This is a genomic window from Alcanivorax sp. (assembly GCF_017794965.1).
Taxonomy (GTDB): Bacteria; Pseudomonadota; Gammaproteobacteria; order Pseudomonadales; family Alcanivoracaceae; genus Alcanivorax.
Genome location: NZ_CP051240.1, coordinates 2,899,312 through 2,925,301, shown reverse-complemented (window position 1 = coordinate 2,925,301; position 25,990 = coordinate 2,899,312). Strand labels below are relative to the sequence as shown.

Genomic DNA, 25,990 nt, shown 5'->3' with positions numbered 1-25,990 from the left:
GGCTCCTGCGGCAAGAGAGGTTAAACCTTCCCGAATGCCTTGCGGGCCGCCGCGATAGTGGCATCGATGTCTTCGTCGCTGTGGGCGGCGGACACGAAGCCGGCTTCGAACGCGCTGGGGGCCAGGTAAATGCCCTGATCCAGCATGGCGTGGAAGAAGCGGTTGAAGCGATCACTGTCGCAGGCCATCACTTCCGCAAAGCTGCTCACCCGGCTCTGGTCGGTGAAGAACAGGCCGAACATGGCACCTGCCTGAGCCGTAGTGAAGGCCACGCCTTCGGCATGGGCGGCTTCGGTGAGGCCATTGAGCAGGCGAGTCGTTTTCTCGGCCAGCGCCTCATGGAAGCCCGGTTGGCTGATCAGATTCAGGGTGGCCAGGCCGGCGGCCATGGCCACCGGGTTACCGGACAGGGTGCCGGCCTGGTAGACCGGGCCAAGCGGCGCCAGGTGCTCCATGATTTCCTTCTTGCCGCCGAAAGCGCCCACCGGCATGCCGCCGCCGATGATCTTGCCCAGGGTGGTCATGTCCGGTTTGATGCCATACATGGCTTGGGCGCCGCCCAGTGCCACCCGGAACCCGGTCATCACTTCATCGAAAATCAGCACGCTGCCGTGGTCGTCACAGTGCTTGCGCAGGGCCTGCAGAAACGCCGGGGTGGGCGGCACGCAGTTCATGTTGCCGGCCACCGGTTCCACGATCACTGCGGCAATCTCGTCACCGTATTCCTTGAAGGCGGCTTCCACGCTGGCCGCATCGTTGTAGTTCAAGGTCAGGGTGTCGGCGGTGACCGAGGCCGGTACCCCCGGTGAGCTGGGGTTGCCCAGGGTCAGGGCGCCGGAGCCGGCTTTCACCAGCAGGCTGTCCACATGGCCGTGATAGCAGCCTTCAAACTTGATGATCTTGTCACGGCCGGTGTAGCCGCGGGCCAGACGGATGGCGCTCATGGTGGCTTCGGTGCCGGAGTTGACCATGCGCACCATGTCCATGGAGGGCACCAGTTCGCAGACCTTGTCGGCCATGGCGATTTCGGCGGCGGTGGGCGCGCCAAAGCTGAGGCCGTTCTTCACGGCCGCATCCACGGCGCTGATCACTTCAGGGTGATTGTGGCCAAGGATCATCGGCCCCCAGGAGCCCACGTAATCGATATAGCGGTTGTCGTCCTCATCAAACAGATAGGCGCCTTCGGCCTGATGGAAGAACACCGGGGTGCCACCGACGCCCTTGAACGCGCGCACCGGGGAGTTCACGCCCCCGGGAATGTGCTTCTGGGCCTGACGAAACAGTTTGTCGGATTGCTTGCGGGGCATGGTGTTTCTCCTGAATCTGGGGTCTGAACTGTGCGTGTCAGAAAAGCGCGCTCAATGTGCGCGCAGCGGCCTCAATGTCAGCCGGGTCGGAATGGCCGAACAGGGCCTCGATAACGGCCACGCTGGCGGCGCCAGCCTGGATCAGCTGGGGCGCATTATCCGCATTCACCCCGCCGATGGCTACCACTGGCAGATGAAACTCCTGGCAGGCCTGGGCCAGGCTGGCGATCTCGGCCGGTGGAGCCTGGGGTTTGGTGCGGGAGGGGAAGAAGCGACCCATGGCCAGATAATCCGCACCAGCCTCGGCGGCAGCGCGGGCCAGCGCCAGATCGCCATGGCAGGTTACGCCGATAATGCGCTGGTCGCCGAGCAGGGCGCGGGCGGCGGCGATGCCGCCGTCGCTCTGGCCGATGTGGACCCCGTCGGCGCCCACTTCGGCGGCCAGGGTCGGGTCGTCGTTGACGATGAACCGGGCATCGTATTCATGACACAGGCCGCGCAGCTGGCTGGCCCGGCGGCGGCGTTGATCCTGGCTGGCGGTCTTGTCGCGGTACTGCAGCAGCCGTGCACCGCCGAACAGGGCGGCCTCGGCGGCGGGGAGCAGTCGCTCGTCCGGGGTCAGGCCAGGATCGGTGATGGCATAGAGGCCGTGGATGGGGCTCATCGCCGGTCCGGGATGTGCTGGCCCTGGCCGGGCTGGAAAGCATGGCGAAGAAACCGGTCCACATGCGCCTGACCGTCTGCCACCGCATTGGCCAGGGATTCCCCGTGGCCGCGCAGGCAGGCAATGGCGGAGGCCAGGGTGCAGCCGGAGCCGTGGTAACTATGGGGCAGCCGCTCCCAATGCCACTGTTGCTGGCCCTGGGCGGTGAACAGGTGATTGGCCACCTGGTCGGTGTTGTCGTGGGTGCCGGTTATCAGGGCGGCTCGTCCGCTGGCAGTGATGAGTGCTTCGCCACAGGCCTGGACCCCTTGCTTGCCGGTGAGCGTTTCCGCCTCGGGCAGGTTGGGCGTCATGACTTCACAACGGGGGGCCAGCTTTTGCAGCATCACCTCAGCGAGTGACTCCTGTGTCAGGCTGCCGCCCGCTTCGGCGGCGAGCACCGGGTCGAGTACCACGGGCACCTCTGGCAAGCGATCCAGCAGACGGGCAATGAATTCGATGATGGCCACAGAGCCGGTCATGCCGATCTTCACCGCCTGATATTGAAAATCATCCAGCAAGGCATCGGCCTGCTGCTCCAGCAAGGCCACGTCGGTGAGCTGGAAGCCGCGCACGTTCTGGCTGTTCTGCACGGTCAGGCCGGTAATCAGGGTAGAGGCAAAGCCGCCCAGGGCCTGAATGGCTTCGATGTCGGCATGAATGCCGGCGCCCCCGGAAGGGTCATGGCCGGCGATGACAAGAATATTGGGTTTCATGAAGACGCCTGAGGCTGGATGCCGGACGCCGGACACGAGCCGGGTTTTCGTCCGGCATCGGGCATCAGGCGTCCGGCATTATCAAAATGGACGGACGATAACGAGGATAACAATAGCGACCAGCATGAAAACAGGAATCTCGTTGAAGATCCGGTAAAACTTGTCGCTCTTGGTATTGGCATCGTTAGCGAATTTCTTCATGTAGGCCAGGCAGACATGGTGGTAGCCGATCAGCAGGAATACCAGGGTCAGTTTGGCATGCATCCAGCCTCCCCCCTTGTAAGCCTCGATGTTGGCAATGAACATCCACAGGCCCAGCACCACGGTCACGATCATGCTGGGGTTCATGATGCCGCGGTAAAGCTTGCGCTCCATGATCTTGAAGCGATCCTTGCTGACCTGATCTTCGGCCATGGCGTGATAGACGAACAGACGGGGCAGGTAGAAGATGCCGGCGAACCAGCAGATGACGGCGATCAGGTGGATGGCCTTGATCCAGAGGAAGTGGTCGAGGGCGAACTGCATCATGTCGGTCCTGTCCTTGTGGCATTGGAGTGGCGCTTTAGTGGGCGTACACTATACAACCTTCCTGTTCCCTATTTCGAATCCGAAAGGAGTCCCGTGAACAAGCGGCCCCGCCATCGTCGATTGATGCGTTACTACCTGTTCCGCACCCGACGGGTCAGCCGCAGACAGCTGGGCTCCTGGCAGGACTGGAAACTGCGTGCGGTATTCTGGACCGGGGCGATTCTGGTGGGGCTGCTGGTGGTGGCGTTCGCCTGGGTGGCCGAACTGGCGTCACATACTTTTGTTCAGATCCACGCTTACTCGCCCTATTTGCCGGTGCTCATCACGCCACTGGGCATGTTGCTGATTGTCTGGCTCATGCGTCAGCTGGGCACCGAGTCCCAGGGCAGCGGCATTCCCCAGGTGCTGGTGGTGCTCAAGCAGCGCTACCACTGGCTACGTCCCACCTTTCTGTCTTTGCGTGTCATTCTGGGCAAGTTCGTGCTCACCTGTCTGGGCCTGCTGTGCGGAGCCAGTATCGGCCGTGAGGGGCCGAGCGTGCATATCGGCGCGGCAATGATGTATTCCGTGGGCCAGGTGGGGCGGCTCAACCAGAAGTACGTGGACAATTCATTGATTGTGGCAGGGGGCGCGGCCGGGGTCTCGGCGGCGTTCAATGCGCCGCTGGCGGGGATCGTATTCGCCATCGAGGAGCTGTCCGGGTCGTTCGAGCAGCGCACCAGCGGGACCCTGATCCTGGCGATCATCCTGTCCGGTGTGGTGGTGCTGATGATCATGGGACACTACAGTTTTTTCGGGCATCCCGGCGGGGCGCTGGATATCACCCGGGACTGGGCGGCCATTGGTGTGACCGCACTGGTGTGCGGGCTCTTTGGTGGGCTTTTCAGTCGTTTGTTGATCCGTGGCAGCCAGTTTCTCTCCCCCTATGCCAAGGCGCATCCTTACCGGGTGGTGCTGATGTGCTCACTGGTGCTGGTGTTCCTTGGACTGGCTACCGGCGGCGCCACCTATGGCAGCGGCTATGAGCAGGCCAGTACCTTGCTGGATGGTGAGCACCCGGGGAACTGGACGTTTGCGCTGGCCAAGATGTCGGCCACCCTGGTGTCCTACTTCACCGGCATTCCGGGCGGCCTGTTCTCTCCGAGTCTGGCGGCGGGTGCCGGCTTTGGTAATCTGGTGGGCGGTTTCTTTCCGGATGTCTCGCTGGTGGGGCTGACGCTGGTGGCCATGGCCGCATTTCTGGCGGCGGTGATCCAGCGACCGATTACTTCGTTTGTGATTGTCATGGAGCTCACCGGTAACCGGCATGACATTCTGCTGCCGTTGATGGCCGGGGCGTTCCTGGCCGCGGCAGTGGCCAAGCTGGTATGGGCGCGGCCGCTGTACGACTCCCTGGCCGAGCGCATGGCGGATGGGCAAGGCATGGCGCTGGAAAAACCCCGCGAGGAAGACAAGCAGGCAGAGACGGATAAAGAAGGCGGGCCGCGACAGTTGCCCGGGTAAAGTTGCTGATGGCAGGGCGCGGCGCCTATTATGCGGCCCTTATGCCGGAGGCGGCACAGTGAATTGGTTGGAGTAAGCGTTATGGTAACGGGGTCAGTCCTCAAGGTTGGCGTGGTAGGCGGAACCGGATACACCGGGGTAGAGCTGCTGCGTCTGTTGGTCAATCACCCTCAGGCGGAGCTGCAGGTGATTACCTCCCGTGGTGATGCGGGTACGGCTGTGGCTGACATGTTCCCCTCCTTGCGTGGGCGTACCGACCTGGTCTTCAGCGAGCCGGATGTAACCCGACTGGCTCAGTGCGATGTGGTGTTCTTTGCTACGCCGCATAACGTGGCCATGCGCATGATGCCCGAGCTGATGGAGGCCGGAGTGCGGGTGGTGGACCTGTCTGCCGACTTCCGGCTGCGAGATCATGTGCTGTGGAGTGAATGGTATGGCGAGCCCCATGCCTGCCCGGAATTGCTGGCGGAGGCCGTCTATGGCCTGCCGGAAGTCAACCGGGAGAAGATGCGTGATGCGCGGCTGGTGGCGTGCGCCGGCTGCTATCCCACCTCCATTCAGCTTGGCTATCTGCCGCTGCTGGAGAACGGCTGGATCAAACCGGACCAGCTGATTGCCAATGCGGCCAGTGGCGCCAGTGGTGCTGGCAAGGGCGCAAAAGTGCCCATGTTGCTGGCGGAAGCTGGAGAGAGCTACAAGGCCTACGGCGCCAGCGGACACCGTCATCTGCCGGAAATCGAACAGGGCCTGGCTGACATTGCCGGACAGCCGGTGAAGGCCACCTTCGTACCCCACCTGATTCCCATGATTCGCGGTATCCATGCCACCCTTTACGGGCAGCTGGTAGACGGTGCACCGTCGCTTGAGGCTGTGCAGGAGGCCTATGAAAAGCGCTATGCCGATGAGCCCTTCGTGGATGTGATGCCGCTGGGCAGCCACCCGGAGACCCGTTTTGTGAAAGGTGCCAACACCTGCCGGATCGCCCTGCATCAGCCGCGCGGGGAAAATGTCATTGTGGTGTTGTCGGTGATCGACAACCTGGTCAAGGGGGCATCCGGACAGGCGGTCCAGGCCATGAATATCATGTTCGGACTGGATGAGGATGCGGGGCTGTCTGTGGTCCCGCTGGCACCTTGATATGGCAAAAAAACCGAAAAGCCGGGCCGGTATTGATGATGTGATGCTGGTGCCGGTGAGCCCGTCCCAGCAGAAGAAGCGCCGTCGTATCCTGGTGGTCAGCATGGTGGTGGCCGCGGTGCTGTTGTTCTTTGCAGGCATGTGGACGGGCAACAGCGGGGCGCTGGATACCTCGGAAACCAATCGACGGTTGCGGGCCGAACTGAAGGACACGGTGCGTGAGCTGGAAGCAGCCCGAAACGAGCTGGCGCTCTACCGAACCGATACGGAAGTGACCCAGCAGGCACGTGAAAGCCTGCGGCAGGAGATCAAGGGGTTGCGCGACCAGGCTGCTGAGCTTGAGGAGGCAGTGTCGTTCTACAAGAACGTGATGGCGCCGGGTGCCAGTGAGCGGGGGCTGCAAATCGAGAAGCTCACCCTGAGCCCCACCGGTGAGGAGCGGCAGTTCAGTTACAAAGTGGTTCTGGTGCAGTCCGGCGATAACCGTAATTATCTGTCCGGTGACATTTCTCTGACCCTGCGCGGTATCCGTGACGGCGAGCCTGTTGAGGTGAGCGGCGATGACTGGCTGGATGACGGAAGTGAGACCCGCTTCCGGTTTCGCTATTTTCAAGAGCTGAATGGACGCTTTCTTCTGCCGGAAGGGGTAGAGATTGTGGCGCTGGATGTGGATGCTGAGAGCGGCGGCAGAAACCGTTACGAAACACAGAAAACCATAAAGTGGCAGTAGGAGAGACCTGTGCTAGGCCGAGACAAGAAAAATGCAGCCCATAACAACGCTGCGACCCAGGATTACCGGAACCATACCCTGATCGCCCCCAGCGCGAAGGTGAGTGGGGATGTCGAGTTTAGCGGCGGCCTGCATGTCCAGGGCACGGTGGAAGGCAATATCAGTGTGGGTAAGGACGGTGGCCGCCTGATCATTGGTGAGTCCGGTGTGGTCAAAGGGGAGATTCAGGTGCCCCAGGTGGTGATCAACGGGCGTGTGGAAGGTGATGTGCACGCCAGTGAAAACCTGGAGCTGGCCGAGAAGGCTTCCGTGGAAGGCAACGTTTACTATCAGATGATCGAGATGGTGATGGGGGCTCGGGTGAACGGCAAGCTGGTGCGTCTGGATGATGAGCGCCGTAACCTGCCTGCGCCGGACAAGGACAAGAAGACTGAAAAGGCCGAGGCGGATAAGCAGCCGGCAGCCGAATAATTCTTGACTGATTTAGTCGGGTACTGGAACATAGTGAACCCGCTGCACTGAAAAGGCAGCGGGTTTTCTGTCTTTACAGCATCAGCGAGCGTATGACCGAACAAACCCCCATCTCTTTCACTGACGCCGCCGCCGCCAAGGTCAAGGAGCTGCGCGACGACGAAGGTAATCCTGAGCTCAAGCTGCGGGTGTATATCACCGGGGGCGGCTGTGCCGGTTTTTCCTACGGCTTCACCTTCGATGAAGCGGTGAATGACGATGACACCATTGTCGAGAAAGACGGTGTCACCTTGCTGGTGGATGCCATGAGTATCCAGTACCTGGACGGCTCCCAGGTGGATTACGAGCAAGGCTTGATGGGCTCCCGCTTTGTGGTCAGCAACCCCAACGCTGCAACCACCTGCGGCTGCGGCTCCTCCTTCTCGGTCTGATTCCCTCTCTCGTTCAGGGTTGCCTTCCGGTTTTTTCTTAAGCGTCCGGCTTCAGGCGTCCTGCGTCTGGCATGCGTGGCCTGCTGTCATATAACCTTCATCAATCGATCAACATTTCGTCGTTTTCAGGGTGGACACTAAACCCATGATGACGACACGACCGACATTTCAGAGAATGACCGCCGCAGATACCCGGGCCATGTGCTGGTTGCTTCAGCAGCCCCAGGCTGCCCGCCGTGCCCGTATGGCCCGTCAGGTGTCCCGACTGGGTGACGGGCCCTTCTATGTGGCCCTGACACTGTTGATCTGGTGGTTCGACAAGGAAGGTGGCAGTGTCTTTGCACTCACGGCCATGGCCGCTTATGCGCTGGAGGTGCCGCTGTTTGTGGGCCTCAAGCATCTTATTCAGAGGCCGCGACCGGCCGATGCGCTGGAAAGCCTGTCCGCCTTCATCCAACCGGCGGACCGGTTCAGCTTTCCTTCCGGCCACACCGCTGCGGCCTTCGTGATGGCGTCCCTGTTGTCGGTCTTCTATCCGCAGGTGATGGCCCTGGCTGTGGGGCTGGCGGTGATGGTGGGCTTGTCCCGGGTGCTGCTGGGCGTGCACTACCCTTCGGACATTCTGGCCGGCGCGACCCTGGGCGTCAGCTGCGCCATGATCGGGTTCTGGCTGGTTTGAGGGGCCAGCTACGAGCCACGAGCTGTGAGCTACGAGGTGCAGGAAAAGCCGGAACAAGATTCGTTGCTGCGCGCAGCGTCCGCGCGATGCTAAAGCTGCGCAAAAGCGCGGCTCGGGAGTTTGCCAGTTGGCGCAACCCTTGGTTCGCGCCTGGTGGCTCCCAGCTCATAGCTCGCAGCTGCTCTTACGGCAGGGTGATCTGTCCCAGAATCGCTTCCCTTGATGCGCCGGTGACCACGGGTGCATTCCCCGGCTGTCCATGCCAGCGGGCCCAGGCCAGCCAGGCAAAGGCGGCTGCTTCCACCCAGTCCGGGTGCATACCCGCCTCCTCTGTACTGGAAACCGGCACACCGCTGCATGCCTGCAAGCGTTGAATCAGGTGATGGTTGTGGGCGCCGCCGCCACACACCAGCAGGCGCTGGGGGGAAAAGTCGGAGAGGCTGTCGGTGATACTGCGGGCGGTCAGTTCTGCCAGGGTTGCCTGCAGGTCTTCGGCGGGTAGTTCATTCGCGAGGTGGGAAGTAAGCCACTGACGGTTGAAGTGCTCCCGGCCGGTGCTTTTCGGTGGGGGCTGCTGGAAATAGGGATCACGCAGCATCCGCTTTAGCAGCGCCTTGTTCACCTTGCCACTGGCGGCCCAGGCGCCATCCGCATCGAATTCAGCCCCGTTATGCAGGCGAATCCAGAGATCCAATAGCACGTTGCCCGGGCCGGTATCGAACCCGCCCATCAGGGTGTTGCCGTCCAGCAGGGTGGCGTTGGCCATGCCGCCAATATTGACCACCGCCCGTCGCTCATCGTCGCCAGCGAACAATCGGCAGTGGAAAGGCGGCACCAGCGGTGCTCCCTGGCCCCCCAGCACCATGTCCTTGTTGCGGAAATTGCTCACCACCGCAATACCGGTGGCGCATGCCAGGGTGTCCGGGCAGCCCAGCTGTACGCTGAAGCCGTCCTTGCCGGGGCGGTGACGTACGGTCTGGCCATGGCAGCCAATGGCGGTCACCCGGTTGGCTTCAACGTCGGCGTGCTTCAGTAGTGCCTCGCAGGCTTGCCCATACGCCCGGCCCAAACGGCGGCTGACCCGCCCGGCCGCATCCAGCTCGCCTTCGCCTGGCTGACACAGGGTCAGGATGTCCCTGGCCAGGTCGTCATCAAGGGGGTGGCTGTGGCAGGCAAGCAGGGAGACGTGTTGATCGTCGATTTGTGCCAGCACCGCGTCGATGCCATCCACGCTGGTGCCGGTCATCAGCCCGATATACAGCTCAGAAGACATCGCTGCTGGCCAGGGTGGCGGCTTCGGCAAACAGGGTCATCTGTGCCTTTAGCCGGTTGGCGGCAATCAGGAATTCCGCGCGCTCATTGTCATTGATGCCACGGGCCTTGGGCAGCGGCACGGTCTGGGGGTTGCGGTGCACGCCGTTGATGCGAAATTCGTAGTGCAGGTGGGGGCCGGTGGCAAGACCGGAGGAGCCCACATAACCGATGGTCTGTGACTGCTTGACCCGTTTGCCTACGCGGATCCCCTTGGCGAAACTGCGCATGTGCGCATACAGGGTGGTGTAGATCTGCCCGTGCTTGAGGATGATCACGTTGCCATAGCCCCCCTTGACCCCGGCGAAGATCACCTTGCCGTCACCGGCAGCGCGAATCGGGGTGCCGGCGGGGGCGGCGTAGTCAGTACCCTTGTGCGCACGAATACGGTTGAGAACCGGATGCTTGCGGCTCAGGTTGAACCGTGAGCTGACCCGGGCGAAGGCTACCGGTGTGCGGATGAACTCCTTGCGCATGGAGTCCCCCTTGATATCCAGGTATTCCACATCGCCGGACAGGGTCTCATAGCGGAAGGCGGAAAGATGGCGGTCCTGGTTCCAGAACTCGGCCATGAGAATGTCGCCTTCACCGACCTTTTCACCGTCCAGATAAAGCTCTTCATATAGCACCCGGAACTTGTCGCCTTTGCGGATATCCAGCACGAAGTCGATATCCCAGGCAAACAGCTCTGCAAGCTGCATGGTGAGCCGGTCGCTGATGCCGGCGGCAGCGCCAGCAAGAAACAGTGAGTCGGTGATTTCAGCCTGGGCGTAGCGGGTCTGTTTCTGGTACTCGCGCTGGCTCAGGCGGGCGGTCCAGCCGGCGCCGGTCAGCCGGGCGGTGAGGGTTTCCACCCGGGAGGGGTTGTAGCGAACGCCACGCAGGGCGTTGTCGTCATTGACCAGTACCTCCAGCTGCTCTCCCGGGCGCAGCTTGGTGAGCTGTGCCAACTTTTCGTCACTGTTGATCAGGGCATAGACCTGGCCGGCGCCCACGCCCAGCGGCTGGAGCAGGGAGGACAGGCTGTCGCCGGATTTCACCGTGAGGGTCTGCCACTCCGGCCCTTGGGGGAGGGCGGGTTGCTCGACGGGTTTGACTACGGGCGCGGTGCGCGCCGGAAGCTCGATGGTCTTGGCGGTGCGCTCGGTTACCGGTGTGGATTCCGGTTGAAGGGCGATAATGATGACGCCACCGAGAAGCACCATGGCCAGCAGTAAATGGGTGCGGGGAAACTGGCGCACCAGTCTGCCGACAGCAGAGAAGAATTGTTTCATGGAAATCGCGGAATCTGGTTGGGTGACATGCGTGTCGGCTACAAAGACACAACGAAAAACAGACCTGCAAAGATACCCGCCTTCTCTGGCCGCGTTCAAGTGCTACAATACCGCGCTTTCGCGGGGGGCGTCGGCTCCCGATACGGGTAAAACATACAGACAGCCGCAGAACAGCAGAGGTAGGCATGGCCACGGTGGACGAACAATGGGCACTGATTTCCCGGGGTGCGGATGAAATCATCCAGGAAGACGAATTACGGGAAAAGCTGGCCTCAGGACGCCCTCTGCGCGTCAAGGCGGGGTTCGATCCCACCGCGCCGGATCTGCATCTCGGGCACACTGTGCTGATCAACAAGCTGCGCCAGTTTCAGGAGCTGGGCCACGAAGTGATCTTTCTGATCGGTGACTTCACCGGGATGATTGGTGACCCCACCGGCAAGAGTGCGACCCGTCCGCCCCTGAGTCAGGAGGATGTGCTGCGCAACGCCGAGACCTATAAAGAGCAGGTGTTCAAGATCCTGGATCCAGCGAAGACCCGGGTGGTATTCAATTCCAGCTGGATGAACGAGATAGGCGCTGCCGGCATGATCAAGCTGGCTGGCCAGTACACGGTGGCGCGGATGCTGGAGCGGGATGACTTCGACAAACGCTACAAGGGCAATCAGCCCATCGCTATTCATGAGTTCCTCTATCCGCTGGTGCAGGGCTACGATTCCGTGGCGCTGGAGGCGGACGTGGAGCTGGGCGGTACCGACCAGAAATTCAACCTGCTGATGGGGCGCTCTTTGCAGAAGTCCCACGGCCAGGCGCCCCAGATCTGCCTGACCATGCCGATTCTGGAAGGGCTGGATGGCGTCCAGAAGATGTCCAAGTCACTGGGTAACTATGTGGGTGTGAATGATGCGCCCGGTGAAATGTACAGAAAATTGCTATCGCTTCCCGATGCCCTGACCTGGCGTTACTATGAACTGCTCAGTGCCTGTTCCAATGAGGAGCTGGAGGCGATCAAGGCCGAGGCTGACGAACTGGGCACTCCCCAGGAGGCCAAGAAGCGCTTCGCGGTGGAGATGGTGACCCGTTTCCATGGTGCTGAAGCGGCTGAGGCGGCGCCCAAATCTGCCGGTAATCAGATTGCCTTGGGTGAGATCCCGGACAATGTGCCGGAAGTCGTGGTGGAGCTGGGCGGCCAGCCGGATATTCATATTGTGCCGCTGCTGCGTGAGGCCGGTCTGGCTCAGAATGGCAAGGCAGCCAAGGATGTATTTGCCCGTGGTGCGGTCTACCTGGACGGTGCGCAGCTCTCCGAGGAGCGCACTTTCCAGTCCGGCGACAGCCATGTGATCCAGGCGGGCAAGAAAAAGATCGCCAAAGTGATCATCAAGTAACCAGAAAAGGCCCCGCAGGGGGCTTTTTGGCCAGAAAGTGAACGTCCGGAAGGTTTTTTGAGAAAAGTGCGAAAAAGGTGTTGACGGTTCTCCGGAAATCTCTAGAATGCGCACTCCTCGACGGGGCAACAACGCAAAGCGCGGCGCCGGACGAGACGCTCTTTAACAATCAGGCAAGCAAACGTGTGGGACCTGTTCAGGACGAGATCTTTAAAAGATTTCAGTTCTGAACGAGTCAACAAAGTTTTTGTTAATTCAGATGACGAACTGAGCATGCATTAAGTGCTCCTCTCTTTGGGAGGCCACTTTAAACGCTTTTCTTAACTGAAGAGTTTGATCATGGCTCAGATTGAACGCTGGCGGCAGGCCTAACACATGCAAGTCGAGCGGAAACGATGGGTGCTTGCACCCAGGCGTCGAGCGGCGGACGGGTGAGTAACGCGTGAGAATCTGCCCATTTGTGGGGGATAACTCGGGGAAACTCGAGCTAATACCGCATAATCCCTACGGGGGAAAGCAGGGGACCTTCGGGCCTTGTGCAGATGGATGAGCTCGCGTCGGATTAGCTAGTTGGTGGGGTAAAAGCCTACCAAGGCGACGATCCGTAGCTGGTCTGAGAGGATGATCAGCCACACCGGGACTGAGACACGGCCCGGACTCCTACGGGAGGCAGCAGTGGGGAATCTTGGACAATGGGGGCAACCCTGATCCAGCCATGCCGCGTGTGTGAAGAAGGCCCTAGGGTTGTAAAGCACTTTCAGCAGGGAGGAAGGCTTACTGTTAATACCGGTGAGTACTTGACGTTACCTGCAGAAGAAGCACCGGCTAATTTCGTGCCAGCAGCCGCGGTAATACGAAAGGTGCGAGCGTTAATCGGAATTACTGGGCGTAAAGCGCGCGTAGGCGGTTTGTTAAGTCAGATGTGAAAGCCCCGGGCTCAACCTGGGAACTGCATTTGAAACTGGCAGGCTAGAGTGCAGTAGAGGGAGGTGGAATTTCCGGTGTAGCGGTGAAATGCGTAGAGATCGGAAGGAACACCAGTGGCGAAGGCGGCCTCCTGGACTGACACTGACGCTGAGGTGCGAAAGCGTGGGGAGCAAACAGGATTAGATACCCTGGTAGTCCACGCCGTAAACGATGTCTACTAGTCGTTGGGGATCTTAGTATTCTTGGTGACGAAGTTAACGCGATAAGTAGACCGCCTGGGGAGTACGGCCGCAAGGTTAAAACTCAAATGAATTGACGGGGGCCCGCACAAGCGGTGGAGCATGTGGTTTAATTCGATGCAACGCGAAGAACCTTACCAGGCCTTGACATCCTGCGAACTTTCTAGAGATAGATTGGTGCCTTCGGGAACGCAGTGACAGGTGCTGCATGGCTGTCGTCAGCTCGTGTCGTGAGATGTTGGGTTAAGTCCCGTAACGAGCGCAACCCTTGTCCTTAGTTGCCAGCACTTCGGGTGGGAACTCTAGGGAGACTGCCGGTGACAAACCGGAGGAAGGTGGGGACGACGTCAAGTCATCATGGCCCTTACGGCCTGGGCTACACACGTGCTACAATGGGCGGTACAGAGGGCAGCGAAGTCGCGAGGCCAAGCAAATCCCTTAAAACCGTTCGTAGTCCGGATTGGAGTCTGCAACTCGACTCCATGAAGTCGGAATCGCTAGTAATCGTGGATCAGAATGCCACGGTGAATACGTTCCCGGGCCTTGTACACACCGCCCGTCACACCATGGGAGTGGATTGCACCAGAAGTAGTTAGTCTAACCTTCGGGAGGACGATTACCACGGTGTGGTTCATGACTGGGGTGAAGTCGTAACAAGGTAGCCGTAGGGGAACCTGCGGCTGGATCACCTCCTTAACGACAAAGATCTCTGTCCTGTTCAGGGCCCACACGTTTGCTTGTCTGGTAATTAAAGGGTGTAGACGCTTTTCATAGGTCTGTAGCTCAGTTGGTTAGAGCGCACCCCTGATAAGGGTGAGGTCGGCAGTTCAAATCTGCCCAGACCTACCATTTTCAGCATGAAAAATGGGGCCTTAGCTCAGCTGGGAGAGCGCCTGCCTTGCACGCAGGAGGTCAGCGGTTCGATCCCGCTAGGCTCCACCAATGCTGACAAAGGTAGAAGAGTTGAAGAAGTCAGAATCAAGCATTGTTTTGCTTGCTTCTGACTTTTTGGGTCAGTATCCGTGATCTTTATGATGCGGTTTGCTCTTTAACAATTTGGGAAATGAGAAGTCCAAGTATTCATTGAGAATGCAAGCGTTAGAGACTTTCTGACACTTGTGTCTTTATGGTGAATCGTTATCACGATGAATGACCTGGGCGGTGATGGAGGGTTTGTCGAAAGGCAAATCGGAAGTGACTGTTTTGGGTTATATAGTCAAGTGATTAAGCGTACACGGTGGATGCCTTGGCAGCCAGAGGCGATGAAGGACGTTGTAGCCTGCGATAAGCTTCGGGGAGTCGGCAAACAGACTTTGATCCGGAGATTTCCGAATGGGGAAACCCACCTGTCATAAGGCAGGTATCACATACTGAATCCATAGGTATGTGAAGCGAACGAGGGGAACTGAAACATCTAAGTACCCTTAGGAACAGAAATCAATTGAGATTCCGTCAGTAGCGGCGAGCGAACGCGGATTAGCCCTTAAGCTTGTGAATGATTAGGAGAACGGTCTGGGAAGGCCGGCCATAGTGGGTGATAGCCCCGTATCCGAAAATCTGATCAAGTGAAATCGAGTAGGTCGGAGCACGTGAAACTTTGACTGAATGTGGGGGGACCATCCTCCAAGGCTAAATACTCCTGGCTGACCGATAGTGAACCAGTACCGTGAGGGAAAGGCGAAAAGAACCCCGGAGAGGGGAGTGAAATAGAACCTGAAACCGTGTACGTACAAGCAGTCGGAGCCCTCTTGTAGGGTGACGGCGTACCTTTTGTATAATGGGTCAGCGACTTAATTTCAGTAGCGAGGTTAACCGTTTAGGGGAGCCGTAGGGAAACCGAGTCTTAATAGGGCGTTGAGTTGCTGGGATTAGACCCGAAACCGGGCGATCTATCCATGGGCAGGTTGAAGATGCGGTAACACGCATTGGAGGACCGAACCGACTACCGTTGAAAAGTTAGCGGATGACCTGTGGATCGGAGTGAAAGGCTAATCAAGCTCGGAGATAGCTGGTTCTCCCCGAAAGCTATTTAGGTAGCGCCTCGGACGAATACCACTGGGGGTAGAGCACTGTTTCGGCTAGGGGGTCATCCCGACTTACCAAACCGATGCAAACTCCGAATACCAGTGAGTACTATCCGGGAGACACACGGCGGGTGCTAACGTCCGTCGTGGAGAGGGAAACAACCCAGACCGCCAGCTAAGGTCCCCAAATTCCAGTTAAGTGGGAAACGATGTGGGAAGGCTCAGACAGCTAGGAGGTTGGCTTAGAAGCAGCCACCCTTTAAAGAAAGCGTAATAGCTCACTAGTCGAGTCGGCCTGCGCGGAAGATGTAACGGGGCTAAAACTGGATACCGAAGCTGCGGCAGTGACTTTGTCACTGGGTAGGGGAGCGTTGTGTAAGCCTGTGAAGGTGTGTTGAGAAGCATGCTGGAGGTATCACAAGTGCGAATGCTGACGTGAGTAACGATAATGGGAGTGAAAAACTTCCACGCCGAAAGACCAAGGTTTCCTGCGCAACGCTAATCGGCGCAGGGTGAGTCGGCCCCTAAGGCGAGGCAGAAATGCGTAGCTGATGGGAAACAGGTTAATATTCCTGTACTTCTTATAACTGCGATGGAGAGACGGAGAAGGCTATGCCTACCGGGCGTTGGTTGTCCCGGGGAAAGGCTGTAGGCTGAGGTGTTAGGCAAATCCGGCACCTTAAGGCTGAGAGTCGAGACCACTGGTCCTTTGTGACCGGGAAGTGGTTGATGCCATGCTTCCAGGAAAATCTTCTAAGCTTCAGGTTATAAGGAACCGTACCCCAAACCGACACAGGTGGTTGGGATGAGTATTCTAAGGCGCTTGAGAGAACTCGGGTGAAGGAACTAGGCAAAATTGTACCGTAACTTCGGGAGAAGGTACGCCGCTGACGGTGATGGGATTTACTCCCTAAGCTATCGGCGGTCGCAGTGAAAAGGCCCCTGCAACTGTTTATTAAAAACACAGCACTCTGCAAACGCGTAAGCGGACGTATAGGGTGTGACGCCTGCCCGGTGCCGGAAGGTTAATTGATGGGGTTAGCTTCGGCGAAGCTCTTGATCGAAGCCCCGGTAAACGGCGGCCGTAACTATAACGGTCCTAAGGTAGCGAAATTCCTTGTCGGGTAAGTTCCGACCTGCACGAATGGCGTAATGATGGGGGCGCTGTCTCCACCCGAGACTCAGTGAAATCGAAATCGCAGTGAAGATGCTGTGTACCCGCGGCTAGACGGAAAGACCCCGTGAACCTTTACTACAGCTTCACAGTGGACTTTGAGCCTGCTTGTGTAGGATAGCTGGGAGACTTTGAAGCAGTGACGCCAGTCATTGTGGAGTCGTCCTTGAAATACCAGCCTGGCATGTTTGAGGTTCTAACCCAGGCCCGTTATCCGGGTCGGGGACATTGTGTGGTGGGTAGTTTGACTGGGGCGGTCTCCTCCCAAAGAGTAACGGAGGAGCACAAAGGTACCCTCAGCACGGTCGGACATCGTGCAACGAGCGTAAAGGTAGAAGGGTGCTTGACTGCGAGACCTACAAGTCGAGCAGGTGCGAAAGCAGGTCTTAGTGATCCGGTGGTTCTGTATGGAAGGGCCATCGCTCAACGGATAAAAGGTACTCCGGGGATAACAGGCTGATACCGCCCAAGAGTTCATATCGACGGCGGTGTTTGGCACCTCGATGTCGGCTCATCTCATCCTGGGGCTGAAGCCGGTCCCAAGGGTATGGCTGTTCGCCATTTAAAGAGGTACGCGAGCTGGGTTTAGAACGTCGTGAGACAGTTCGGTCCCTATCTGCCGTGGGCGTTGGAGATTTGAGAGGAGCTGCTCCTAGTACGAGAGGACCGGAGTGGACGAACCTCTGGTGTTCCGGTTGTCACGCCAGTGGCATTGCCGGGTAGCTAAGTTCGGACGGGATAACCGCTGAAAGCATCTAAGCGGGAAGCCTCCCTCAAGATGAGATCTCCCTGGGAACTTGATTCCCCTGAAGGGCCGTTGAAGACCACAACGTTGATAGGCGGGGTGTGGAAGCGTTGTAAGGCGTGAAGCTAACCCGTACTAATTGCCCGTGAGGCTTGACTATATAACACCAAAGCAGTCCCTTGGCTCCAGGCCACAGGACAGCGTAAAGACAGTGTGTCAGAAGTCAGCTTGCTACAGTGAATAGCAAATTTCTCGTTCCCAATTTGGCTTTGCCGGTCAGTCGAGTCGTCGACCGGTAAGGCAACTTATTTGGTCCTCCTGAGAGCGTTCAGGAAAACCAAACCAGTTTGCCTGACGACAATAGAGTGTTGGAACCACCTGATCCCTTGCCGAACTCAGAAGTGAAACGACATATCGCCGATGGTAGTGTGGGGCTTCCCCATGTGAGAGTAGGTCATCGTCAGGCTCTTAAATAGAAAAAGGCCCCCTAACGTGTTTTTGTTAGGGGGCCTTTTTGTATTTAGGATACGGTGAACTCCTCTCCCTACCTCGCGACGAAGTCGCCATGTGACAAGCGATGCACCGCAGGTGCCAGGGTGAGGCGCCGCAGGCGTCCCGCAGGGATGACGAGCTTGCCTCGTCACACAAGTAGGTCATCATCCCGCCAGACGCCAGACGCCAGACGCCAGACGCCAGACGCCAGACGCCAGACGCCAGACGCCAGACGCCAGACGCCAGACGCAACACCAACACCAACACCAACACCGCCCCCGCCATACAAGCCTGCCTGCAGGCGATCTTCACCCAAGCCATCGCGTGCAGGCACGCTCCCACACTGCCGTGGGGATCCATCCGGCACCTGGCGCTACAACACGTGCTCAATGTCGAGCAGGCGCAGACCCAATCCAGCGCCTGCAGCCCGGCTCCTTCGGAGAAGGACGTGGCTACCAGCCGCTTCAGGGCCGGCTACCTGAGGCCTGCATATCGGCAGCAGGAAGCTCGCGCCGTGTAGCGATCTCCTGCCCATTCAAGGCTCCGCGCCTGCCAGCTCGGCATTCGATGGCCTGGGAATTCAGATCATCTCTGCCCCGGGAATGCAGGGCCCCCGACTCTCCCGTTTGCACTGTCAGTTTTCGAGGCTGCGCATTTCCATTTCTTTCTGTCTCGTACTATGAATTTTATTCATATCCGGGAATGACAAATAATAAACGCTTCTCCCCTTTATCAAGGCGTAGGCGCCCTCTATCCTCTTCTCATCTACCTTCATTGATAATTCCGTACGGCGCGAATTTTCCGCGCCGAGGTCTGCATTGCGGTTCTGGAAAGTGGTAAGGTTGGGCGTGATTTTCAGCTGTGTGCCGGGAATGCTCCGGCAGGGCTATCGGGAGCGCAACAGATCAGGATTTGGCAAGGCGCACTGACTGCGGCCTTGACGTTTTGCAGGGTTGGCCTGCACCGGCTTCCCAGATGGGGATGCTGTCTCGATTGTTTGGATTTGGGAAAAGGTTCTGGATTATGACAACAGATAACAATGCCAATGCACTGACCCCCTTGCAGGCACTTCAGCAGCGAGTTGAGCAGCAGGGTGATGCTGTTGCATTTGTGCAGCCGCTGGGCGGTGGCCAGGTTCGTGAATACACCTGGAAGGACATTGACCTGGAAGCCCGAAAGATGGCTGCCTACCTGCAGTCGCAGGGTATGCAGAAAGGCGACCACATTGCTCTCGTGTCCAAGAACTGCGCAGAGTGGATCATGGCTGACCTGGCAATCTGGATTGCGGGTGGTGTCAGTGTACCTCTCTACCCGACGCTGGTAGCCGACACTGTACGCCTGATCATGGAGCACAGTGAATCCAAGATGCTGTTTGTAGGCAAGTTGGATGACTGGGGCATGATGAAGGACGGTGTGCCGGACGGCGTCAAGCAGATCGCCTTTTCTCTGGCGCCGGAAGACGCGAAAAATGACTTCCCGGTGTGGTCTGACATTGTTGCCAAGACTGCGCCCATTGAAGAAGTCTTCTCCCCGGAGCCTGCCGATCTGGCCACCATCGTATACACTTCCGGCACCACTGGCATGCCGAAAGGGGTGATGCACGACTTCCAGGGTCTGTCCTCCATTGGCAGCAAGATGATCAAGGTCTACGACCTGCAGCCCAATGAGCGGATGATCTCCTACCTGCCACTGTCTCACGTCGCCGAGCGTCTGGCGGTTGAAATTGCCCAGCTCTATGTGGGTAACAAGGTGTTTTTTGCTGAATCCCTGGATACTTTCGGTGACGATATCAAGCGTGCCCAGCCCACCGTATTTTTTGCGGTGCCCCGAATCTGGTCCAAGTTCTACCAGAAAGCCTCTGAAGCGGTACCGCCGAAGAAGCTCAATACCCTGCTGAAGATCCCGTTCCTGAACAAGGTGATCAAGAAAAAGGTGCTGGGTGCCATGGGGCTGGATGAGTGCCGGATCGCGCTGTCTGGTGCGGCTGCGCTGTCACCTGAGATCATCACCTGGTTCAAGAAGCTGGGTCTGGAAATCCTGGAAGTGTACGGCATGACGGAAAACCTGGCCTGGTCCCACACCACAGAAGTGGGTGATCAGATGATCGGTTGGGTGGGTACGCCCAATGACGGCGTTGAGTGCCGTATCGCTGAGAATGGCGAAATCATGGTTCGCAGCCTCGGTAATATGAAGGGCTACTACAAAATGCCTGAAAAGACTGCCGAAGACCTGACCGATGATGGCTGGCTGCACACCGGTGACAAGGGCGAGATCGACAGCAAGGGCCGCCTGAAGATTACCGGCCGCGTGAAGGAAATCTTCAAGACTGAGAAAGGCAAATATGTGGCGCCGGTTCCCATTGAGAACCGCATTGCTACTCTGCCGGGTCTGGAACTGGCCTGTGTTATTGGTGAAGGGATGGGGCAGCCGATCGCACTGTTGAACCTTACCCCTGAAGAGCAGGATCGCCTGTCATCTGGTTCCGAGAAAGAGCACTTTACCCAAGAGCTGGAAAAGCATCTCAAGCATGTTAATGACCAGATCGACCCCCATGAGCGTATGACCACCTTTGTGGTGTGCAAGGACGCCTGGACGGTTGAGAACAGCATGATCACCCCGACCCTGAAACTGAAGCGCAATGTGATCGAAGAGCATTACGCTGAAGGCATCAAGCAGTGGTCGAAGACCAAAGGGGTGGTTTGGGAAGCTTGAGTACGCTCAAGGAGGCGGATCAGCAATTGATCCGCCTGCTGGCCGATGGCCAGTTTCGATCAGGATCCCAGCTCGGAGAGCTGTTGGGGATTTCGCGCGCCGCAGTCTGGAAAAGGGCGCAGCGACTCAGCGACTTCGGGCTGGCCCTCGAATCCGTAAAAGGCAAGGGCTACAGGCTGGCGCAGCCTGTGGAATTGCTCGACCCTGAGTTTCTTCAGCATTATCTGTCCCGGACGGTTTGCCCCGTCGATCTACACTACTCTCTGATTACCGACTCCACCAATGCGGATGCCCTTGCAGTCGGCGGGCTGGCAGCAAGGCCTGCGGTCTTCCTGGCTGAGTGCCAGATGGCGGGACGCGGACGCCGTGGTCGCCAGTGGCAGTCGCCGTTTGCGGCCAATCACTACCTATCCATTCGCTATCCTATTCAGGGTGGTTTTGCCGCGCTGGGGGGGCTGAGTCTGGCAGTGGGTGTTGCTGTGGCTGATGCCCTCACCGCTTTGTGCCCTGAGTTAGCGGTGGGGCTCAAGTGGCCCAATGATCTGCTGGTCAATGGCGCCAAACTGGGAGGGGTGCTGATTGAGTTGGCAGGAGAAATGGAAGGACGAGTGGATGTGGTTGTTGGAGTTGGCCTCAACGGCAGGATGACCGCCGCCCAGGCACAAGGTATTGATCAGCGTTGGACGGATCTTGCCAGCGAAATCGGGGATTTGCCTGCCCGCACCGAGGTGGTGGCCAAAGTACTGGAGCACCTCCTTGTGATGCTGGCAGATTTCTCCTCTCAGGGCTTTGCGCCGTTGGTGTCTCGCTATGAACGTTACGATCAGGTGGCAGGAAAAACCGTAAAGGTCCAGTCTGCGGATCAGGTGTTGGAAGGTGTGGCGCTGGGCGTCTCGCCGGATGGGGCCCTGCAGCTGGAGACCGCTGACGGAATGAAAGCGCTATATGGCGGTGAAGTGAGTCTGAGAATTCAATGAAACTGTTTGTGGATGTGGGGAATACTGCGCTCAAGTGGCGAGTTCGCGATGGGGATGCCGTCCGTCAGGGTGGCTGTCGCCATGAGCGGCACTGGGTGGAAGTGGTAAACGCTATTGAGGGGGTGGAGCGGGGTTGCGAGGCGGTCTGGGTCGCGTCCGTTGCCGGTGTTGAGTCGGATGCGGCGATTGCTGCTGCACTTGAACAGAAGACCGGCGTGAAGCCGCAGTTCTATTATTCCTGTGAATCGGACTTTGGGATAACCAGCTGCTATCCCGAGCCGCGCCGGCTGGGCGTGGATCGTTGGGTAGCGATGTTGGAGTGTTTCCAGAAATACGGCGCAGGTATCATTGTTGATTGCGGCAGTGCGCTGACCATTGATGCGGTGGATCGAGAAGGGCGCTTTCTGGGGGGCTATATTGTGCCCGGCCTGGGGATGTTGCGAGGTGCCTTGCTACGTGACACGGCGGATGTGCACGTGGAGGCGGGGGCGGCGCGGCTTGAGCTTGGCAAGAGCACTGGCGAATGCGTACATAATGGATTGTTGCGCATGTCTGTGGCCTTCGTCACGGAGGTGGTGCTTGAACTCCGCCAAGTGCTTGATGATACTTGCAAAGTATTGATAACTGGCGGTGATGCGCCGGCGCTGATCGATGCCTTTGAGTTCGATTATGCGCATGTTCCTGATCTGGTGCTGGATGGTCTTGAACGCATTGCGGCTGAAAAAGAATAAGCTGGGGGAGCGCACCCGTGCGGTGGATTTTTTATAGTCTGTTTGTCATCAACCTGGTCTACCTGGGGCTCCAATTCACCAAGAGTGTGACCGAGCCCGCCCGGGTAACCGGTCTTCAGCTTCCCCCTGTGGACAGCGGAGCGCCCCTGATGCTGTTGTCCGAGCAGCCCCAGCCGCGCCGTTCTACCCGGCAGCAGGTGGCCTCGGGGTCGCTGTGTCCCGTTATCGGTCCCTGGGAAAGCGAAGACGCAGCCCGGGCCGGTGCGGTTCAGCTGAAGGCGGCCGGGATTGGGGCAAGCGTCAAGTCATTGGCGGTGGAGAAGGACCGGTTGAGCTGGGTCTATCTGCCTCCTTATGGTGACCGGGAAAAGGCATTGCTGGTGCTGCAGGAGCTTCAGGACCGTGGAGTAGACAGCTTTATCGTCAAGGAGGGCGAGGATGCTAATGCCATTTCGCTGGGGTATTTTTCCAGTGCGGAGTCTGCCGAGGGGCTGCGTGTGAAGATGCGAAATGCCGGCTATCCAGCTTTTGTGCGGGAAACCTCAAGGACTGTCACGGAATACTGGGCATACCTGGTCGATAATTCAGCGGTCGAGCGCCAGGAAGTAAAAGTTTTTCTTGAGGCTAATCAGTCGCTTAAGCTTGATCGCGTGTCCTGTGAGTGATGCTTTGCGCAATTATTAGGCGTTTGGCGCTTAATTGGATTGCACCCCTCATATCCTTTCTATAGAATTCGCAACCCTTGTGAGCTGGCGTAGCTCAGTTGGTAGAGCAGCTGATTTGTAATCAGCCGGTCGGGGGTTCGACTCCTCTCGCCAGCTCCAGCTTAAAAACGTCGCTAACTGCTTGAAAACTAGTTGACAAGTGGTTGACGCGTAAAGAGAATGTAGGCCCTTTTCTGGAGGGGTTCCCGAGTGGCCAAAGGGATCAGACTGTAAATCTGACGCGAAAGCTTCGGAGGTTCGAATCCTCCCCCCTCCACCAGATAAAACGTAGATCGCTAGCGATCTGCAAGCCGGAAGGCTGGCAAGGCATCGGAAGGTTTGCGGGCATAGTTCAATGGTAGAACCTCAGCCTTCCAAGCTGATGATGCGGGTTCGATTCCCGCTGCCCGCTCCAATTCCGGCAAGGTTTGGTCATCGCAGGATGGCGTGAAGGTTATGCTCTTGTAGCTCAGTAGGTAGAGCACACCCTTGGTAAGGGTGAGGTCACCGGTTCAAATCCGGTCAAGAGCTCCAATTCCCGGGCCCAGGTTCATCCTGGGCCCGGCTTCATGTGTCTTGATGGTGCCAAGGCGGTCTGTGTTTGTCGAATGCAGTCCTTAATGTGTCTTTTCGGTTGTATGTACGCCATATGGCGAGAAAGCGCAGCCAAGTTGAGAGGTGAAGAGTCGTGGCAAAGGAAAAGTTTGAACGTAATAAACCGCACGTAAACGTAGGCACCATTGGCCACGTTGACCATGGTAAAACCACTCTGACCGCTGCGCTGACTCGCGTATGTGCGGAAGTATGGGGCGGCGCTGCCGTTGCCTTCGACGGTATCGACAATGCTCCGGAAGAGCGTGAGCGTGGTATCACCATCGCTACCTCTCACGTAGAGTACGATTCCCCGACTCGTCACTACGCCCACGTAGACTGCCCCGGGCACGCTGATTATGTGAAAAACATGATCACCGGTGCTGCCCAGATGGACGGCGCGATCCTGGTATGTTCCGCTGCTGATGGCCCGATGCCGCAGACCCGCGAGCACATCCTGCTGTCCCGTCAGGTTGGCGTACCTTACATCGTTGTGTTCCTGAACAAAGCGGACATGGTAGACGATGAAGAGCTGCTCGAGCTGGTAGAGATGGAAATCCGCGAGCTGCTGAACGACTACGACTTCCCGGGCGACGACACCCCGATCATCAAGGGTTCTGCCCTGAAAGCGCTGGAAGGCGACACCAGCGACATCGGCATGCCTGCCGTGCAGAAGCTGGTTGAGTGCCTGGACGAGTACATCCCGGAGCCGGAGCGTGCCGTAGACCAGCCGTTCCTGATGCCGATCGAAGACGTATTCTCCATCTCTGGTCGCGGTACTGTAGTAACCGGCCGTGTAGAGCGTGGCATCATCAAGGTGGGTGAGGAAATCGAGATCGTGGGTATCCACGACACCACCAAGACCACTTGTACCGGTGTTGAGATGTTCCGCAAGCTGCTGGACGAAGGCCGTGCGGGTGAGAACGTTGGTGTACTGCTGCGTGGTACCAAGCGTGACGAAGTAGAGCGTGGTCAGGTCCTGGCGAAGCCCGGTTCCATCACTCCGCACACCAAGTTCGTTGCCGAGGTATACGTACTGAGCAAGGACGAAGGTGGCCGTCACACCCCGTTCTTCAACGGTTACCGTCCGCAGTTCTACTTCCGTACCACCGACGTCACCGGTGCTTGCACCCTGCCGGAAGGTACTGAAATGGTAATGCCGGGCGACAACGTTCAGATGGACGTTGAGCTGATCGCTCCGATCGCCATGGAAGACGGCCTGCGCTTCGCTATCCGCGAAGGTGGCCGTACCGTTGGCGCTGGCGTGGTAGCCAAGATCACCGAGTAATTCGTTACCCGGTGTAGAGGGTGGCAGGCATGCCTGCCACCCTGTTTTGTTTAAGGTTTCAAGAGTTACAGGCCAGTAGTTCAATTGGTAGAGCACCGGTCTCCAAAACCGGCTGTTGGGGGTTCGAGTCCCTCCTGGCCTGCCAATTTTCCCGAGACTGAATCTTGGGTGGTAGGGTGCATCGTCCGATGAGCGAGAAAACTGAAGCACATTCCGGCTCTGCCGCCTTGGAGGCAGTGAAGTGGTTGATGGTGGTTGCCCTTGTGGCTGCCGCAGTAGTCGGTAATAGCTATTTCTCCGATCAGCCTACCCTTTATCGGGTTGTTGGCGTCGTAGTGACGGCGCTGGTGGCCGTATTTGTCGCTCTGCAGACTGAGCAGGGAAAATCATTCAATCAGTTGCGCAAGGATTCCATGGTGGAGCTGCGCAAGATTGTCTGGCCGACCCGTCAGGAAACCCTGCAGACCACCTTGATTGTTCTGGTGTTTGTGGTGCTGGTGGCCTTGCTGCTGTTTGTGCTCGACTGGATTCTGGGTGGCCTGATGTCTTGGGTGATTGGTTAAGGGGTTTACATGGCTAAGCGCTGGTATGTGGTACATGCCTATTCAGGTTTCGAGAAGCACGTAAAACGCGCCCTTGAAGAGCGCGTTAAATTGCGTTCCATGGAAGAGCTTTTTGGTGACATCCTGGTTCCCACTGAAGAAGTGGTTGAGATCAAGGGTGGCCAGAAGCGCAAGTCCGAGCGCAAATTCTTCCCCGGCTATGTGCTGGTGGAAATGGAGATGTGCGATGACTCCTGGCACCTGGTCAAAGAGACCCCGAAGGTGATGGGCTTTATTGGTGAAGATCCGAAGAATCCGGGTCGTGTTTCACCGATTACCAAGAAAGAGGCGGATGCCATCCTGCAGCGCATGGATGACGCCGTTGAGAAGCCGAAGCCGAAGACGCTGTTCGAAGCTGGCGAAGTGGTCCGTGTCAACGACGGTCCGTTTGCAGATTTCAACGGTGTGATCGAAGAAGTGAATTACGAAAAGAGCCGTCTGCAGGTGGCTGTAATGATCTTCGGTCGTTCCACACCGGTAGAGCTGGAGTTTGGCCAGGTCGAAAAGACCTGATACCCAAAACCAGCAAGAGAATTTGGGAGCCCTGGTCGCCATTGGTGGCCGGGGCGTTTTGACAACCTGAGGGGAGCCCGCTTTAAGCGAGGCGCT

Annotated in this window: 21 protein-coding genes, 7 tRNA genes and 3 rRNA genes; 24 read left to right on the top strand and 7 right to left on the bottom strand. The window is 58.1% G+C overall.

What is annotated here, in order from left to right; translation table 11 throughout:
- Nucleotides 1-20: 20 nt before the first annotated feature.
- The 4 genes from hemL to hemJ form a co-directional block, all read right to left on the bottom strand.
- Nucleotides 21-1,307 carry a glutamate-1-semialdehyde 2,1-aminomutase gene (gene hemL / locus HF945_RS12950; protein ID WP_290522989.1) on the bottom strand — a complete coding sequence of 429 codons (1,287 nt, stop codon included), beginning with the start codon at nt 1,305-1,307 and terminating at the stop codon, nt 21-23.
- Between the two features lie 37 nt (nt 1,308-1,344).
- On the bottom strand, nt 1,345-1,971 hold the full coding sequence (gene thiE, locus HF945_RS12945; RefSeq protein ID WP_290522988.1) for a thiamine phosphate synthase: 627 nt from the start codon (nt 1,969-1,971) through the stop codon (nt 1,345-1,347).
- On the bottom strand, nt 1,968-2,726 hold the full coding sequence (locus HF945_RS12940; protein WP_290522987.1) for a hydroxymethylpyrimidine/phosphomethylpyrimidine kinase: 759 nt from the start codon (nt 2,724-2,726) through the stop codon (nt 1,968-1,970). Before HF945_RS12940 ends, thiE begins: the two co-directional genes overlap by 4 nt.
- A gap of 81 nt (nt 2,727-2,807) precedes the next feature.
- Nucleotides 2,808-3,251 carry a protoporphyrinogen oxidase HemJ gene (gene hemJ, locus HF945_RS12935; RefSeq protein ID WP_290525418.1) on the bottom strand — a complete coding sequence of 148 codons (444 nt, stop codon included), beginning with the start codon at nt 3,249-3,251 and terminating at the stop codon, nt 2,808-2,810.
- Between the two features lie 96 nt (nt 3,252-3,347).
- Here hemJ and HF945_RS12930 point away from each other — a divergent pair, with 96 nt between their 5' ends.
- The 6 genes from HF945_RS12930 to HF945_RS12905 all read left to right on the top strand — a co-directional run bounded on the left by HF945_RS12930 (nt 3,348) and on the right by HF945_RS12905 (nt 8,205).
- Entirely contained in the window at nt 3,348-4,757 is a 1,410-nt protein-coding gene (locus HF945_RS12930) for a chloride channel protein (RefSeq protein WP_290522986.1), read from the top strand.
- Between the two features lie 81 nt (nt 4,758-4,838).
- Nucleotides 4,839-5,894, top strand: coding sequence for an N-acetyl-gamma-glutamyl-phosphate reductase (gene argC, locus HF945_RS12925; RefSeq protein WP_290522985.1), 1,056 nt, complete (start codon nt 4,839-4,841; stop codon nt 5,892-5,894).
- Between the two features lies 1 nt (nt 5,895).
- Complete coding sequence (locus tag HF945_RS12920; protein ID WP_290522984.1) at nt 5,896-6,624, top strand: DUF6776 family protein; 729 nt, start codon at nt 5,896-5,898, stop codon at nt 6,622-6,624.
- 9 nt (nt 6,625-6,633) lie between these two features.
- The gene (locus HF945_RS12915) at nt 6,634-7,095 is read left to right on the top strand and encodes a polymer-forming cytoskeletal protein (protein WP_290522983.1); all 462 of its coding nucleotides are present in this window, start codon (nt 6,634-6,636) and stop codon (nt 7,093-7,095) included.
- Between the two features lie 92 nt (nt 7,096-7,187).
- On the top strand, nt 7,188-7,526 hold the full coding sequence (gene erpA, locus HF945_RS12910; RefSeq protein WP_290522982.1) for an iron-sulfur cluster insertion protein ErpA: 339 nt from the start codon (nt 7,188-7,190) through the stop codon (nt 7,524-7,526).
- Nucleotides 7,527-7,671: 145 nt separating this feature from the next.
- The gene (locus HF945_RS12905) at nt 7,672-8,205 is read left to right on the top strand and encodes a phosphatase PAP2 family protein (RefSeq protein WP_290522981.1); all 534 of its coding nucleotides are present in this window, start codon (nt 7,672-7,674) and stop codon (nt 8,203-8,205) included.
- Nucleotides 8,206-8,389: 184 nt separating this feature from the next.
- On the opposite strand, the gene HF945_RS12900 is transcribed toward HF945_RS12905, so the two are convergent.
- Together HF945_RS12900 and HF945_RS12895 are read right to left on the bottom strand one after the other, a co-directional pair.
- Complete coding sequence (locus tag HF945_RS12900) at nt 8,390-9,478, bottom strand: anhydro-N-acetylmuramic acid kinase (RefSeq protein WP_290522980.1); 1,089 nt, start codon at nt 9,476-9,478, stop codon at nt 8,390-8,392.
- Nucleotides 9,468-10,790, bottom strand: coding sequence for a peptidoglycan DD-metalloendopeptidase family protein (locus tag HF945_RS12895; RefSeq protein ID WP_290522979.1), 1,323 nt, complete (start codon nt 10,788-10,790; stop codon nt 9,468-9,470). Before HF945_RS12895 ends, HF945_RS12900 begins: the two co-directional genes overlap by 11 nt.
- A 185-nt stretch (nt 10,791-10,975) precedes the next feature.
- Here HF945_RS12895 and tyrS point away from each other — a divergent pair, with 185 nt between their 5' ends.
- The 6 genes from tyrS (at nt 10,976) to rrf (ending at nt 17,750) form a co-directional block, all read left to right on the top strand.
- Complete coding sequence (gene tyrS, locus HF945_RS12890; protein ID WP_290522978.1) at nt 10,976-12,175, top strand: tyrosine--tRNA ligase; 1,200 nt, start codon at nt 10,976-10,978, stop codon at nt 12,173-12,175.
- Between the two features lie 321 nt (nt 12,176-12,496).
- Nucleotides 12,497-14,037, top strand: a 16S ribosomal RNA gene (locus HF945_RS12885).
- A gap of 76 nt (nt 14,038-14,113) precedes the next feature.
- A tRNA-Ile gene (locus HF945_RS12880) sits at nt 14,114-14,190 on the top strand.
- A gap of 17 nt (nt 14,191-14,207) precedes the next feature.
- Nucleotides 14,208-14,283, top strand: a tRNA-Ala gene (locus tag HF945_RS12875).
- A gap of 272 nt (nt 14,284-14,555) precedes the next feature.
- Nucleotides 14,556-17,444: ribosomal RNA gene (locus tag HF945_RS12870) — 23S ribosomal RNA — on the top strand.
- A 190-nt stretch (nt 17,445-17,634) separates the two neighbouring features.
- Nucleotides 17,635-17,750: ribosomal RNA gene (gene rrf / locus HF945_RS12865) — 5S ribosomal RNA — on the top strand.
- The 16S, 23S and 5S rRNA genes sit together here with 2 tRNA genes alongside, the layout of an rRNA operon.
- A 174-nt stretch (nt 17,751-17,924) precedes the next feature.
- On the opposite strand, the gene HF945_RS12860 is transcribed toward rrf, so the two are convergent.
- The gene (locus HF945_RS12860) at nt 17,925-18,110 is read right to left on the bottom strand and encodes a hypothetical protein (protein ID WP_290522977.1); all 186 of its coding nucleotides are present in this window, start codon (nt 18,108-18,110) and stop codon (nt 17,925-17,927) included.
- Nucleotides 18,111-18,799: 689 nt separating this feature from the next.
- Here HF945_RS12860 and HF945_RS12855 point away from each other — a divergent pair.
- From HF945_RS12855 to nusG, 12 genes are all read left to right on the top strand, one after another.
- On the top strand, nt 18,800-20,488 hold the full coding sequence (locus tag HF945_RS12855) for an AMP-binding protein (protein WP_290522976.1): 1,689 nt from the start codon (nt 18,800-18,802) through the stop codon (nt 20,486-20,488).
- Nucleotides 20,485-21,465 carry a biotin--[acetyl-CoA-carboxylase] ligase gene (locus HF945_RS12850; RefSeq protein ID WP_290522975.1) on the top strand — a complete coding sequence of 327 codons (981 nt, stop codon included), beginning with the start codon at nt 20,485-20,487 and terminating at the stop codon, nt 21,463-21,465. Before HF945_RS12855 ends, HF945_RS12850 begins: the two co-directional genes overlap by 4 nt.
- Nucleotides 21,462-22,196, top strand: a complete 735-nt coding sequence (locus HF945_RS12845) for a type III pantothenate kinase (RefSeq protein ID WP_290522974.1) — start codon at nt 21,462-21,464, stop codon at nt 22,194-22,196. Before HF945_RS12850 ends, HF945_RS12845 begins: the two co-directional genes overlap by 4 nt.
- Before the next feature lie 17 nt (nt 22,197-22,213).
- Nucleotides 22,214-22,861: an SPOR domain-containing protein gene (locus HF945_RS12840; protein ID WP_290522973.1), complete on the top strand. Its 648-nt coding sequence runs from the start codon at nt 22,214-22,216 to the stop codon at nt 22,859-22,861.
- A gap of 83 nt (nt 22,862-22,944) precedes the next feature.
- Nucleotides 22,945-23,020 (top strand) — tRNA-Thr (locus HF945_RS12835).
- Between the two features lie 76 nt (nt 23,021-23,096).
- Nucleotides 23,097-23,180: transfer RNA gene (locus HF945_RS12830), tRNA-Tyr, on the top strand.
- 61 nt (nt 23,181-23,241) lie between these two features.
- A tRNA-Gly gene (locus HF945_RS12825) sits at nt 23,242-23,315 on the top strand.
- 43 nt (nt 23,316-23,358) lie between these two features.
- Nucleotides 23,359-23,434 (top strand) — tRNA-Thr (locus HF945_RS12820).
- Between the two features lie 154 nt (nt 23,435-23,588).
- The gene (gene tuf / locus HF945_RS12815; protein ID WP_290522964.1) at nt 23,589-24,779 is read left to right on the top strand and encodes an elongation factor Tu; all 1,191 of its coding nucleotides are present in this window, start codon (nt 23,589-23,591) and stop codon (nt 24,777-24,779) included.
- 69 nt (nt 24,780-24,848) lie between these two features.
- Nucleotides 24,849-24,924: transfer RNA gene (locus HF945_RS12810), tRNA-Trp, on the top strand.
- Nucleotides 24,925-24,967: 43 nt separating this feature from the next.
- On the top strand, nt 24,968-25,342 hold the full coding sequence (gene secE, locus HF945_RS12805) for a preprotein translocase subunit SecE (protein WP_290522972.1): 375 nt from the start codon (nt 24,968-24,970) through the stop codon (nt 25,340-25,342).
- A 9-nt stretch (nt 25,343-25,351) separates the two neighbouring features.
- Nucleotides 25,352-25,894, top strand: coding sequence for a transcription termination/antitermination protein NusG (gene nusG, locus HF945_RS12800; protein WP_022986306.1), 543 nt, complete (start codon nt 25,352-25,354; stop codon nt 25,892-25,894).
- Nucleotides 25,895-25,990: the final 96 nt, after the last annotated feature.